Source organism: Endozoicomonas sp. ALB032, from assembly GCF_049310125.1.
Lineage (GTDB): Bacteria > Pseudomonadota > Gammaproteobacteria > Pseudomonadales > Endozoicomonadaceae > Endozoicomonas_A.
In genome coordinates this window covers 2,762,602-2,776,455 of record NZ_JBLYNW010000001.1, presented here as the reverse complement: position 1 = coordinate 2,776,455, position 13,854 = coordinate 2,762,602, and the positions used below count along the sequence as shown (strand labels likewise).

10 protein-coding genes are annotated in these 13,854 nt (G+C 49.2%); 9 read left to right on the top strand and 1 reads right to left on the bottom strand.

Annotated features, from left to right (window positions below; genetic code table 11):
* Positions 1-209 precede the first annotated feature (209 nt).
* The 9 genes from ydiJ to ACO6VG_RS10225 all read left to right on the top strand — a co-directional run bounded on the left by ydiJ (position 210) and on the right by ACO6VG_RS10225 (position 13,396).
* On the top strand, positions 210-3,290 hold the full coding sequence (gene ydiJ / locus ACO6VG_RS10265; RefSeq protein ID WP_422473752.1) for a D-2-hydroxyglutarate dehydrogenase YdiJ: 3,081 nt from the start codon (positions 210-212) through the stop codon (positions 3,288-3,290).
* Positions 3,291-3,642: 352 nt separating this feature from the next.
* Positions 3,643-5,457 (top strand): hypothetical protein, encoded by a 1,815-nt coding sequence (locus ACO6VG_RS10260; protein WP_422473750.1) that lies wholly within the window; start codon positions 3,643-3,645, stop codon positions 5,455-5,457.
* Positions 5,458-5,682: 225 nt separating this feature from the next.
* Entirely contained in the window at positions 5,683-6,843 is a 1,161-nt protein-coding gene (locus ACO6VG_RS10255) for a hypothetical protein (RefSeq protein ID WP_422136824.1), read from the top strand.
* A gap of 141 nt (positions 6,844-6,984) precedes the next feature.
* Positions 6,985-7,956 carry a hypothetical protein gene (locus ACO6VG_RS10250; RefSeq protein WP_422136823.1) on the top strand — a complete coding sequence of 324 codons (972 nt, stop codon included), beginning with the start codon at positions 6,985-6,987 and terminating at the stop codon, positions 7,954-7,956.
* A gap of 72 nt (positions 7,957-8,028) precedes the next feature.
* The gene (locus ACO6VG_RS10245; RefSeq protein WP_422136822.1) at positions 8,029-9,090 is read left to right on the top strand and encodes a hypothetical protein; all 1,062 of its coding nucleotides are present in this window, start codon (positions 8,029-8,031) and stop codon (positions 9,088-9,090) included.
* 188 nt (positions 9,091-9,278) lie between these two features.
* Complete coding sequence (gene radA, locus ACO6VG_RS10240; RefSeq protein WP_422136821.1) at positions 9,279-10,652, top strand: DNA repair protein RadA; 1,374 nt, start codon at positions 9,279-9,281, stop codon at positions 10,650-10,652.
* Between the two features lie 62 nt (positions 10,653-10,714).
* Entirely contained in the window at positions 10,715-11,329 is a 615-nt protein-coding gene (thiE, locus tag ACO6VG_RS10235) for a thiamine phosphate synthase (protein ID WP_422473748.1), read from the top strand.
* Between the two features lie 13 nt (positions 11,330-11,342).
* Entirely contained in the window at positions 11,343-12,638 is a 1,296-nt protein-coding gene (gene hemL, locus ACO6VG_RS10230; RefSeq protein WP_422136819.1) for a glutamate-1-semialdehyde 2,1-aminomutase, read from the top strand.
* Positions 12,639-12,748: 110 nt separating this feature from the next.
* A complete protein-coding gene (locus tag ACO6VG_RS10225; protein ID WP_422473746.1) occupies positions 12,749-13,396 on the top strand; it encodes a hypothetical protein in 648 nt (215 codons plus the stop codon).
* A gap of 82 nt (positions 13,397-13,478) precedes the next feature.
* Here the strand turns inward: ACO6VG_RS10225 and ACO6VG_RS10220 are convergent, their stop codons facing one another.
* Positions 13,479-13,790, bottom strand: coding sequence for a DUF1820 family protein (locus ACO6VG_RS10220; RefSeq protein WP_317143534.1), 312 nt, complete (start codon positions 13,788-13,790; stop codon positions 13,479-13,481).
* Between the last annotated feature and the right edge of the window lie 64 nt (positions 13,791-13,854).

Below are 13,854 nucleotides of genomic sequence, written 5' to 3'. Positions count from 1 at the left end.
GAATAAACATAAATTGGATATAAAAAAAACGCATCTTAATAAACCTGAAAAATTGTAACCCAGTGCAATATAGCACCGAAATCATGAAACAACTAAATGAGCAAAAATCCCCACTGACTAAAGACTTTTAATTGCGTACAATACGCAGTCCGAGAAACGTCACCTTCGCTTCGCAAGACGATAAAACAGCAAAGCCCGGGAGTAGGAAAGTGATCAGCAAACTGAACCAACAGGCCGTCAATGCCACCAGCGCAGAAGGGACGCTGTATCAGAATTTTGCCGATCGGCTGGCCAGCTCCGGATTCCAGGGCGATATAGAGCTGGGCTATGCAGAACGGACTGTGCTGGCTACTGACAACTCGATCTATCAGGTGTATCCGGCAGGTGTCCTATACCCCAAAGGCACCGAAGATCTGAGCACAATGTTGTCATTGGCTAATGAACCTTCTTTTCAAACGGTTGTACTCTCTCCAAGGGGAGGAGGTACCGGCACCAACGGCCAGTCACTAACCTCGGGATTTATGGTAGACACCAGTCGCTATATGAATCAGGTTCTGGAGATCAACCCTGAAGAGCGCTGGGCAAGGGTTCAAAGCGGTACCGTCAAAGACTATCTGAATGATCTGGCTGCAAAGCACGGACTGTTTTTTGCCCCGGAACTGTCCACCAGCAACCGGGCGACAGTGGGTGGCATGGTGAACACCGATGCCAGTGGTCAGGGTTCGGTTGTCTATGGCAAAACCCGCCATCATGTCCTTGAACTGACCTCGGTCTTTGCTGATGGCACCGTATGGAACTCATCACCACTGACAGAACAGGAGCTTGATGAAATCTGTCAGCGCAAAGACCGCGCAGGGCAGGTTCACAAAACGGTGATTGAAGCCTATAACCAGAATAAAGATCGTGTCGAAACCATCTTTCCAAAGCTCAACCGAAATCTGACCGGCTACGATCTGGCCAACATCCGCAGAAAAGATCCTGTGAACCCTGAAGACGTTGGCAAGTTTGATCTCAATGCCATTCTCTGCGGTTCTGAAGGGACTCTGGCCATGATCAGTGAAATCAAGGTCAACCTTCTGCCTATACCCGACACCTCTGCACTGGTTCTGGTGTTCTACTCCAGCTTTCAGGAATCGCTGAGGGATGCCCAGTCCCTTATGCAAGCGACTCCAAGCTCGGTTGAAACCATTGATTCCAAAGTTCTGTCGCTCGCCAAAGCAGACAGTGTCTGGGAGAGCGTCAAAGAGTACTTTCCGGATGATGTTGATCAAATAGACGGCATTAACTTTGTTGAATACACCGGCCAGTCGCAAGCCGATATTGAAAAAGGTATTGAACGCTTAAAAGCAGAGTTGGACAAGCCATCGGAAATCCAACGGGTGGGTCACAGCGTTGTGACAGGAACTCCAAACGTTAAAAAGATCTGGAATATGCGCAAGCAGTCCGTGGGATTGCTGGGCAACATGGAAGGCGACGCACGACCTATACCCTTTGTAGAAGACGTTGCCGTGCCACCAGAGAATCTGGCTGCTTTTATCGCTCGCTTCCGGGCGTTACTGGATAGCCATAACCTGTCTTATGGCATGTTTGGTCATGTCGACGCCGGGGTTCTCCATGTAAGACCCGCCATTGATATGAAAGATCTTGAGCAGGAGGTTCTGGTCAGAACCATCAGTGATGAAGTCTCTGCGCTGGCGAAAGCCCATGGTGGCGTCCTTTGGGGAGAGCATGGCAAAGGCGTTCGCTCTGAATACGCACCCGACTTTTTTCAGGATCTTTACCCGGTACTACAAAACATCAAAAGTGCTTTCGACCCCCATAATCAGTTGAATCCGGGAAAAATAGCGACACCCTCCACCCGGGCATCAGAAACCCTGCTGAAGATTGACGGTGTGCAAACCCGTGGCCAGCTGGACAGAACCATCGAAAGAAAAGCCTTCGATGCTTTTACCCATGGCATGTATTGCAATGGCAATGGCGCCTGCTTCAACTACAATCCCAACAGCGCCATGTGTCCAACCTGGAAGGCCACTCTGGATAGAACTCAATCACCCAAAGGCCGATCAGGACTGGTACGTGAATGGTTGCGACTGCAAAGCGCGGCGGGCAGCAACATCTCTGAAGCAGTGGACGAAGCTCGCCAGTCCGGACTTTTCTATAACGCCATGGACAAGACCCGCAACAGCATTGCCAAGCTGCGAGGCAAGGAAGATTTCAGTCATGATGTTTATGAAGCACTGGACAGCTGTATGAGCTGTAAGTCCTGTGCAGGTCAGTGCCCTATTCAGGTGAATGTGCCTGACCTGAGGTCCCGGTACTTTGAGCTTTACCACACTCGCTACCTGCGCCCTGCTAAACATCATGCTGCTGCGATGTTGGAACCCGTTCTGCCAACACTGGCAAAAGCCAAATCTGTTTACAACCGTGTGGCCAACTCGGGTTTGATGAACAAGCTTTCGGCCAAAACGTCCGGTCTTCAGGATCTGCCGACTATCACCAGTGCATCCCCTCTGGAAGACAGCTGTCGTTCTGGTGCCTCCGTGGCCTCAGACAGTCTACTTGCTTCCATGACAGAAAAAGAGCTGGCTCGAACGGTGGTGATTGTTCAGGACGCCTTTACCAGTTTTTTCGAAACTCCGGTATTGACTGACCTGGTCGAGCTGTTGGTCAGACTCGGTTATCGTCCTCTCGTTGCGCCCTATAAACCCAACGGCAAAGTGTTGCATGTCTATGGTTTTCTGGGGCGTTTTGAGAAAGTCGCGAAAACCAATGCCAGAGCACTCAAAAAACTGGCCGATAAAGGTGTAGCCCTGATAGGGATTGATGCTGCCGTTACCCTGACTTATCGCGATGAATACCATGAGATCATGGGTGAAGAAGCTCCCAAAGTGCAATTACTCTCGGAATGGTTTGCCAGTCAGGCAGATACCATTCGTGAGCTTCAGTTAAATCTGAATGGTGAGTTCAAGCTGCTGGGGCACTGCACGGAGACCACGAATGCGCCAGCAGCACCGGCACAGTGGCAAAAGCTGTTTGCCGCCTGTGGACTAAAACTGACTTACCAGGCTACTGGCTGTTGCGGTATGGCGGGTATCTACGGACATGAAACCCGTAACCAGGAAACGTCCCGCAAGCTATACGACATGAGCTGGAAACCTGTGATCGAGAATCCTGACAACCAGGATCAACTGTTGGCTACCGGCTACTCCTGTAGAAGTCAGGTTAAGCGTTTTGGGAATACCGAGATTCCTCACCCGGTCTCAAGGCTGTTGGCCTTGATGAACGAGTAAAATAACAGTGCTCAACCCACTGCCAACAGCTCTGACAGCTCATTAGGATTCTCAATCAGATCAGCCACCAGCGTGTAAGCTTCCAAAACCGCCATGAACGCTGACACAGGGGGTCATCGTCCTGATTCGTGAGCAGATTGAAATCCCGGGCGCTCACCAGGATTCGGCCCTCACAAGGAAATCTGATCTGTGCTGAAGAGTGCTCAGGGTGCTCTCCTGCTGACGCCTTTTTGTCATCTCCACTCACTGTTAAAGCTTATCTAAATGTTGAATCAGGTTTCTGACTCTGATCCTGACTCTGTTTCTGTTGCTAGATTCTTGATAAAGAGGTTTTAAAACAGGGAAGTAAACAATGACTCAGGGTCTTTATGAACAGGTTCGGGATCTGACGCTAGATCGTAATAAGTTTGCACCGGGTACCAGGGTTGGACTCAATGACCAATACGAACTGGTGGAAGTAATAGCCAGCTATAAAGACTGGATTGTCACTCATCCGGACCCGGTTCGCCTGAGAAACCTGCTCGGCTCGCTGATTCAATCAGCCCAGAATGTGAATCAACATCTCAACCTGAGTGATCGCTCCGTCTCAATGCTTGAAGCAAAGGTAGCGGGAGAGCTGGACTTCTCAGTACTGACCAAACAGGTTGCAGCATTCCTGAAAACCCCCGCCTGTCAGATCATTCGTACCAGAGAGCAGCTCAATAATCTGCTGCAAGCTTCCGTCAAAGCCAAAAAAACCGGGAAAAATATTCAGGTCGAACTGAAACAAACCCTGCATGAAGGCTTTTCAAGATTCTGCGACCTTATGGACGTCAGCGATCTCAACCAGCTTGTCGGATTCTACAGAACAGCACTGTTTGAATGGCTGGATGAATTCAGTCATCTGTGCGCAACTCAGGGCGATCTGAATGACCTGTATCAGACCACCCGGAACTGTTTTGATGCCTTCACCAAAGACCTTATTACTGAGACTCAGGGCAATGTTGTCACGCCTTCTTCTACCAAGGCAGCGAATCAGGTTGCAAAAGATGAGAAGCGACAGTGGGATGATAATGCCGAATCACTGATTGAAATGGATGGCTGGTTGCAATCATCCAACACTGAAAATCTGGAACGACTGCTGAAGAAGATCCGTCAGGATAAAGATCTTGGTGACAGGTTTCTGAAAGTTAAAGGGTTTGAACTCAGATCCCGTCTGGAAAAATGTCCTGACGCCGTAGCTATGGACCTGAAGAGCATGAAGCTTTCACTCGATGATCACCTCCTGCGCATTGCAAAGCCTCAGCGCAAGAAACAAGATCCTCTTTATCAAATTGTTCTCTCTGTTGCCCGGCAGCAGAGCACCGACATTATTGCCCGTCTGCCACAGGATGATCCTGACATGATGGGTCTTGGTCTTTATCTGAAATACCCGAATGTGTTGGCTCGATGTAAGTCAGCCCTCGTGCATCAGCTCATTCTTCTGATTCAACTCAGCCCGGAAATGGAAGAGCACTATATTACCGTAGCCTCAAAACATTATCTGAGGCACCAGAACGGCTTGATGGTTGCCCGGTCACCGCTTTTGTGCAAAGCCACCCGAAGTACACTGCTACTGTCTGACTTTACCCAGGAAAAAACTATCACTCTGGAATTCATCAAACATTACCCAAAAGCGGCTCTGGACATTGAGCCGACTGTTTTTAAAAAACTACTTGCTCACCCTGATCTGGTCGACTTCTGGCCCGGGTTTATCGCAGAAAATGCGACCCGGCTCAGTATTGAAAACTGGCAACAGCTCTTTTCTGGAAACCCTTCCGGTTTTCATCAATTGATCACCCGACAAATGTCAGCAACACCTCCCGTGGTTTGCCGGTTTCCCAACGCTTTCGCAGCTCAGGTAAAGAGCTTCCTGAAAAACAACCCGGATATGTTAAGCAAAGTACTGAAGTTACCCAGACAGGTAGAAAGTGCTGGTTACAGAACGTTGATAGCCATCGCCCAATCACTCTCTTTTGAAATTGCCACCCTCTCGGAAATCAAACCTGATTCAGGTTTGAAATCAGAGGAAATTGGCAGCTCAAGTCAATACCGAATCATAAACGACGATGGACAAATGAACTCGGCATCGCAGGCAAGACCATGCCTGCGGCCGAAACACGGCCTGAAGCCAGGGTTGTATGAGTAGAGGTGTTTGGTATCGACAGTTGAAATAAAAATTGTCAACTAACGCCAAAAAACTGCTGATAAGGCCAGTGTTGTCATGAATACTCCGGGCGTTAATTACTTAGAAGACATTTTCTAGCACGGTGAAACCTTTGTTTTTGAAAAAATACTTATTTTCTTGATCTATCAATTTTCTGGTCTAGCCTCTCAATTCTTAAAAACACAAAACAGATGTAAGGATAAAGCTTTGAAAAAGCCATTTTCCAAGGCACTGCTGTTATTGCTAATATTGCTGCCTGTTACCTGTAATGCCAAATCTTTTAAAAGACATTTTATTGTCGAGTTTGAACAAGATGGAGGCGTTCCAGAAAGGAGTTTTTTCATAGAATACAATAAAAACACATTGTCGTACGATAAGTCATACTCTGCCGAAACAAATGATGACTCAGGATCAATTTTTCCGCCTGATCACAAATCATACAGACTTGGCGATTATGGAGAAACAACGCCTCTTATTGAATCAATCCCGTGGGAATTGATTTATGTCGCTCATCTGCTGGTTGCTTACAAGCTGGTTCTGACCACCAGCGCCCCGCTTCTGAGCGCCAAACCCTATTCATGGATACCCGCAGAAGCGTTTGTCGCTGTCGGCATACTTTTGAAAAGCTATTGGAACTCCAATTCATCGCTGTTTAACCCGGTGGATCAACTGGAGACAAGTCAGCATCATCCGTTTGCGATCACCACTATGGTGCTTCCGGGACAGGATCAAACAGAAAATGGCCAACAAAACCAGGCATCAGCATCATCCGGTCAGCAGGCCTCAGGAACAATCACCCGTAGAGGCTTTTTCGCCAGGTTTCTGTCTCGCGGCTCTGGCGAAGGCAAAGAAAATCCCGAACAACATCAGCATACTTTCGGCTTAAATTGTTACGTCGATTCCTGTAATGGCGTTTGTCAATTCCGATCACAAGCTGATAGCAGCAGGCAACCTGATAGAGGTGAGGAGTGCCCCATATGCTTTGAAATGTTTGGAAAAGTAACTGTGACTCCCTGTTGTTCGAATAAAATTGACACACACTGTTTAAAAGAGATATTTCTGAGCACTTCACCAGGGTCAACGAAAACCTGTCCATTTTGCAGAAGAGATCTGTCTTTCCTGGCAGAATCACCGGATTTTGCAGCAAGTGTAGAATCACAGCAGGACTTAACAGTTGCTGATAACAAGCCTTCGGGTATCAGTTCCTCACAAACGGCCTCTTTCACTAACACTATGAGAGCACTTGATCTAGCAGTCTGCGAGGTGATCCTAATGGACGGGATTGGCAGGGTGTTGCCATGTGGGAAGGTCTGCAAAAATCACGCAGCCCTGGCCAATCATGTATCACACTTCCACTTTCGCCGATGAAACTGTGACGTGGCCAGAGAGCCCCCTCTATGATTGGAGCGGGGAATTTCATACCAATCGATCATTTTTTCTTGATTTAACAACGTTCTGATCTAGCCTCTCTATTTCAAAAAATACGAAATAGATATTAAGGATGACCCCTTGAGAAAACCATTTTCTGCGGCATTGCTGTTCTTGCTGATGTCGTTGTCTGTTATCTGTTACGCCGAACCTTACAACAATGCCCTGAGCGCCAAACCTTATTCATGGATACCGGTAGAAGCGTTTGTCGCCGTCGGCATGCTTTTGAAAAGTGATTGGAACTCCAATTCATTGCTGTTCAACCCGACGGATCAACTGGAGGCCAGTCAGGATCATCCGTTTGCCATCACTACTATGGTACTTCCCGGACTGGGTCAACAAAAAAATGACCAGCAAAGCCAGGCATCAGCATCATCCAATCAGCAGGCCTCAGTAACAACCACCCACCTTAAAAACTGTTTCGCCCAGCTCCAGACTTGCCGCCGCGACGGTAACGGGAACCCTGAACAACCCCAACATACTTTCGGTTTAGAGTGTTACGTCGATTCCTGTAATGGCGTTTGTCGATTTCGATCACCCGCTGCTAGCAGTATGTCACCTGAAGCAAGTGACGAATGCCCTATATGCTGTGAAACGTTTACCAATACGATTCTTACTCCTTGTTGTTCACAGAAAATTGACAAACACTGCTTGCAAGAGGCATTTGAGAAAACTGGGAACACCTGCCCATATTGCAGAGAAGATTTGTCTTTTCTAGCTCAATCACCGGATTTTTCTCCAAGTGAAGCAGATGGGGAGTGCCCTATATGCCATCAAATGTTTAGAGATGATGTACTTGTGACTCCCTGTTGTTCGAAAAGAGTCGAGACATGTTGTCTACTGGATGCTTTGGTATGGTCGGAGTCGGGACACTGCCCATTTTGCACAGCAGGCACGTTATCAGTATTACGATCACTAGGTTTTATAGCAAGCGCAGAGGCACCGCAGGACTTAACAGGTTCTGTTAACGGAGACTTGCCAATAGTTGGCGAGGATGGGCCATGTCAAAGAGTCTACAAGTATGTTAGAGACCTGATCGGGTATCTCGAATAAATATACCCCTGATGAGTTTCTGGTCTAGCCTCCACATTCTCAAAGACACAAAATAGCTGTCAGGTTAAACCTTTGAAAAACCCATTTTCAGCGGCACTGCTGTTATTGTTAATGTCGGTTTCTGTTATATGTTCCGCCGAACCGTCGAAAAGCTATTTTATTGCCGAGTTTGAACAGAATGGAGGCGTTCCAAAAGGGAGCGTTTCTATAAAACTCAACAGTTACGTTGAAACAACCTCTTTTATTGAATCGATATCGTGGGAGCTGATTTCTGCCACTCATCTGCTGGCGGCTAACAAACTGCTCCTGAACACCAGTGACACCTCTTTGAGCGCCAGACTTTATTCATGGATACCATTAGAAGCGCTTGTTGCTGTCGGAATGCTTTTGAAAAGCTATGGGAACCCGGATTCACCTCTGTTTAATCCGCTGGATCAACCGCAGGCAAGTCAGGATCATCCGTTTGCGATCACCACTATGGTCCTTCCGGGACAGGGTCAAACAGAAAGTGGCCAGCAAAGCCAGACATCAGCATCATCTGGTCAGCAGGCCTCAGGAACAATCAACCGTCTTATAGGCTCTTTTGCCAGGCTTCTCTCTTGCCACCGCGACGGTAATGGAGACCCCGAACAACAGCAGCACACTTACGGTTTAGATTGTTACGTCGACTCTTGTAAAGGCGTTTGTCGATTACGACCACCAGCTGAGAGCAGAAAGCTACCTGAAGCAAGTGCCGATTGCCCTATATGCTTTGAAATGTTTACCAATGCGATTCTTACGCCCTGCTGTTCACAGAAAATTGACAAACATTGTTTACAAAATATATTTCAGACAACTCCGGAAATCTGCCCGTATTGCAGAGTAGGCCTGTCTTCATTAGCAAACTCACCAGATTTTGTAGTACGCGATGGGGCACAGCAGCACTTGCCGGAGCCTTATGACGAGTCCCGGGGTGTCAGCTCCTCACAAACGGCCTCTTTCGATATCCATTCGAGAGTACGTGGTCCAATAGCTTGCAACATGATCTTAATCGACGAGAATGACGGCCTGCGGCAATGTGGGATAGTCTTCAGTAATTATGCGGCCCTGAGGACTCACATAGCAAGATACCACCCCCCAGCACCCGGGCCATGACAGGGAGCAGCCCTGAAGCTCGAAGTAAACAGGATTCTAAAAAACTGACTGATTGCACATACGACTTTTGCTGTCATGGCTGTGAGCCCTGTGCGAAAAAGGCTTCAGACTCGCAACAAAGAGATGGCGCTTTAAGTTGGAGCTGACACAAGGACAGGCTACCATACAGTTTTATCTGAAACCTTCTAATGGCCAAAGCAAAATCCAGAAAAGCCTATGTCTGCACCGAGTGCGGCAGCGAGTCCTCCAAGTGGCAGGGGCAATGTCCAGACTGTAAAGCCTGGAATACGTTCAAAGAGGTCAACCTGGGACCTGCGGCTTCCCCCTCTATTGGTGCCGTCAATAAATCAGGCTTTGCAGGCACCCTCAGTGGTCTTCAGACCCTGAGTGAGGTGGATGTTGCTGAAGCGCCCAGATTCAGCAGTGGCACGTCAGAGTTTGACCGGGTTCTCGGCGGTGGTTTTGTCAAAGGCAGTGCTGTCCTGATTGGCGGCCATCCGGGGGCTGGCAAGAGTACCATCCTGCTTCAGGTACTGTGTCATGTTGCCCAGAGCATGAATGCCCTTTATGTCTCCGGTGAGGAATCACTGCAACAGATTGCAGCCCGGGCCAAACGCCTCGACCTGCCTGCTGATCGCCTGAAGATGCTGGCAGAAACCTCAGCCGAAAATATTGTCGCTGTGGCCGAACAGGAGAAGCCAGGGGTTATTGTTATCGACTCTATCCAGGTCATGTATATGAACGGTGTGGATGCGGCTCCCGGAGGCGTTGCCCAGGTCAGGGAGTCCGCTGCCTTTCTCACCCGTTTTGCCAAACAGACAGGCACTGTCTTATTGTTGGTAGGCCATGTGACCAAAGATAATTCTCTGGCAGGCCCCATGACCCTGTCCCATATTATTGATACCCAGATCATGCTTGGAAATACTGATGATTCACGCTTCAGGGTTATGCGGGCAACCAAGAACCGATTTGGTCAGGTGAATGAGCTGGGCATCTTTGCCATGACGGAAAGGGGCATGAAAGAAGTCAAAAATCCTTCAGCCATTTTCCTGTCCCGGGCATCTGAGCCCACCTCAGGCAGCATTATCAATGTTTTGTGGGAAGGCACCCGCCCTCTTCTGGTGGAAATTCAGGCACTGGTCGTAGACTCGCAGCTAGGCAACCCAAGACGTGTAACAGTGGGACTGGATCAAAACAGGCTGGCCATGCTGCTGGCGATACTGACTCGACACGGGGGTATTTTTACCAGCGATCAGGATGTCTTTCTCAACGTGGTAGGGGGCGTGAAAGTCACAGAAACCAGCGCCGATCTGGCCGGTTTGCTGGCAGTCGTTTCCAGCCTGCGCGACAGTGCTCTGCCCCAAGACCTTTTTGCCTTTGGGGAAGTGGGCCTTGCGGGTGAAATCAGGCCCGTTGCCAATGGTCAGGAGCGCCTGATTGAAGCGGCCAAACATGGTTTCAGAAGAGCCATTGTTCCGGCAGCAAACAAGCCCAGAAAACCCATTGAAGGATTAACTGTTGTCGGTGTTCACAAACTGTCCGAGGCACTGGAGGCTATCTGAATTATCCGGGTCGACACTCATCCTGTTATAATCCGTCGAAATGTTTGAAATCAGGTTAGAACATGCTCAAAGGTCTCTACGGTGTAACCGACAGCCAGCTTCTCCCCGACGATCGTATTCTACTGGAAGCGGTTGAACAGGCTTTGATGGGCGGCATGAAAGTACTTCAGTACCGAGACAAAAGTCTGGATCATGAAAAGAGGTTCCGTCAGGCCAGTACTCTGAGGGTGCTCTGCCACACTTACGGGGCCCTTTTGATCATCAATGATGACATTGAACTGGCTGTAGAATCGGAAGCAGACGGCGTGCACCTGGGACAACAGGATGAATCCATAAAATCCGCCCGAAAAAGGCTCGGGGAATACGCTATTATTGGTATCAGCTGTGAAGGATCTCTCGATCTGGCCCACAAGGCTGTTGAGGAGGGTGCCGATTACATTGCCTTTGGACGTTTTTTCCCCTCACATACCAAGCCTGACGCCAAGCCTGCCGAGCCGTCACTTCTGCCTTCTGCCCGGGAGACCTTTGAAGTCCCTGTTGTAGCTATTGGAGGAATTACTGTGGATAATGCCCCGCAGCTCATAGAGGTGGGTGCTGATATGGTGGCAGTGGTTCATAATTTATTTGCTTCCACAGATATTCAGAGTCGTGCCCGCAGTTTTACTGAATTGTTTTAATCAGGAATAGATCATGTCCCTTCCCCATGAACGCTCTAGCACTCTGTTTACTGAAGCCCAGGCTGTCATCCCGGGGGGAGTCAACTCACCGGTCAGAGCGTTCAAGGGTGTCGGTGGCAAGCCAGTCTTCTTCAAAAGTGCCAAAGGTGCCTATATTCAAGATGTCGATGGCAACAGCCTGATTGATTATGTGGGTTCCTGGGGTCCGATGATTCTCGGACATAACCATCCGGATGTTGTCAGCGCCGTTCGCGATCAGGCTCTGGATGGAATGAGCTTTGGTGCGCCCACAACCCTGGAAACCGAGCTGGCTCTGAAAGTCCGTGAAATTTTTCCCTCCATGGAACTGCTCAGAATGGTGAGCTCGGGCACCGAAGCCACCATGAGTGCTATTCGTCTGGCCAGGGGCTTTACCGGCCGTGACAAAATTGTCAAGTTTGAAGGCAACTACCATGGCCATTCTGACTCACTGCTGGTAAAGGCTGGCTCTGGCGCACTGACTCTGGGAGTGCCAAGTTCTCCGGGAGTTCCTCAAGCTCTGGCAGAAAGCACTATTACACTGACGTACAACGACATTGACTCTGTTAAACAGGCTTTTGCAGAAACAGGCAGCGAAGTGGCCTGTATCATCGTCGAACCAGTGGCCGGTAACATGAACTGCATTCCCCCGGTCAAAGGTTTCCTTGAAGGTCTGAGAGAAGTATGTAGTGAGTACGGCGCCCTGCTAATCTTTGATGAAGTCATGACCGGATTCCGTGTTGCCCTGGGTGGAGCACAGGCTCACTATGGCGTAAAACCAGATCTGACGACACTGGGTAAAATCATAGGTGGCGGTCTGCCAGTGGGTGCTTTTGGTGGCCGAAAAGAGGTCATGGAGCACCTGGCTCCACTGGGACCGGTTTATCAGGCTGGTACCCTGTCTGGTAACCCGTTGGCTATGGCCGCAGGGCTGGCGACACTGAGAAACCTGAGTCGTCCCGGCTTCCACGCAGAACTTACCGAAAAAGCAGCGAAGTTACTGGCAGGCTTCAAGGAGAAAGCCTCACAACATGGTATTCCCCTGCAAACCTCTCAAGTGGGTGGTATGTTTGGTTTATTTTTCACTGACCAGCCTCGCGTCGACCGCTTTAATCAGGTAATGGCCTGCGATGGAACCTTCTATGGTCGCTTCTTCCACGCCATGCTGGATGAGGGAGTCTATCTGGCTCCCTCCGCATTCGAAGCCGGATTTATATCCGAAGCTCATGGTGATCTGGAGATTCAGAAAACCATAGAGGCTGCGGATCGTGCTTTCCTTCACTGTCGATAAGGTAATCAATTGACCGTGAAAAATATTTTACTGCGTCGTTTTCCATGCTCACCGGATTCATACATGAGAATGACGCAAAATAGTTTTCTTACCTCACGGCTGTATTCACTATGAGTTCACTGGCTCTTTCGGATGCGGTGCTGGCAGCTGCCAGCACCTTTGCTGTTTTCCTGCTCTGCCAGCAACAGGCATTTGCCGAGATTCACAGAACGGCTACCAAGGGGGCCCTCCTGGGCTTCCTGCTGGTTGCTCTGGCGTCGGCAGCGGGCACCCTGAAGTATGGCTTTTCAGAGATCTGGACCGGTGTCTATCTCTTTCTGAATAACGCCGCTACTTACCTTTCGCCACCATTAGTTGGTACAGCCATTGCCCTGCTTCTGTCTAACAAGGTGTGGAGCAAGCCGGCCTGGGGAAGGATGATCATCGGACTCTGTCTGGCTTACGAAATAAGCCGCTGGTACGGGGTTGAAACACTCTACAGGGACGCCCTGTTGGCTTTCAGCCTGCTCATAGCCCTCTACAGTGTCGTCAGAGCACAGGTAGAGCCCGGACCCAAAGGCTTACTGCTCATTGCGTTCATCAGCTTTTTTATTGGCGGCCTGGTCATTGGCAATCAGGGCACCCTGGGCGGATACCTGAGGCTTAACCTATTCCGCTACATGCTTGCCCTGGGAAGCCTGCTGATGGCAACCGGTTTGTTCATGCTATTGAAAAACCAGAACCGGCCTTTCGAACAAGCAGACATCAATCAGGAATAAACGAACCCTCCCCTTTCCTGCTGCACTGCCAGCAGCAGGCGACCGGCAAACAAATGCGCGATCAGGGCTCAGACCCGAAGGCTCATGCCGGAGGCATTGGAAACAGTTTGACGTTATTGCCTTTTGCTTCAGAAACCTTGGCTGCCCCTTCTTTTTCAACTTCGTCAATACGAATAATAGACGACAAAGGAATATAACTCCGCTTAACACCTTCGAAAGTGCTCTTTAGTTTCTCTTCACTGGGATCGACCAGCAACTGGCTACGCTCACCAAAAGCAAATTCCTCTACTTCAATAAATCCCCAGAGCTCGCTCTGGAAAATCTGTCGAGCATACACTTCAAAGACTTCAGACTCATTCTGAAAAATAACGCGAAAAATCTGAGATTTCGACATTGACTCCAAACACCTGTGACGCCGGAAACTTTAATGAAAAACATTCATTTCCAAAGGAGATTAG

Coding starts and splice junctions, on each gene's coding strand:
- hemL (WP_422136819.1), top strand. CDS start 11,343: ATGTCCCTTCCCCATGAACGCTCTAGCACTCTGTTTACTGAAGCCCAG.
- thiE (WP_422473748.1), top strand. CDS start 10,715: ATGCTCAAAGGTCTCTACGGTGTAACCGACAGCCAGCTTCTCCCCGAC.
- radA (WP_422136821.1), top strand. CDS start 9,279: ATGGCCAAAGCAAAATCCAGAAAAGCCTATGTCTGCACCGAGTGCGGC.
- ACO6VG_RS10225 (WP_422473746.1), top strand. CDS start 12,749: ATGAGTTCACTGGCTCTTTCGGATGCGGTGCTGGCAGCTGCCAGCACC.
- ACO6VG_RS10260 (WP_422473750.1), top strand. CDS start 3,643: ATGACTCAGGGTCTTTATGAACAGGTTCGGGATCTGACGCTAGATCGT.
- ACO6VG_RS10220 (WP_317143534.1), bottom strand. CDS start 13,790: ATGTCGAAATCTCAGATTTTTCGCGTTATTTTTCAGAATGAGTCTGAA.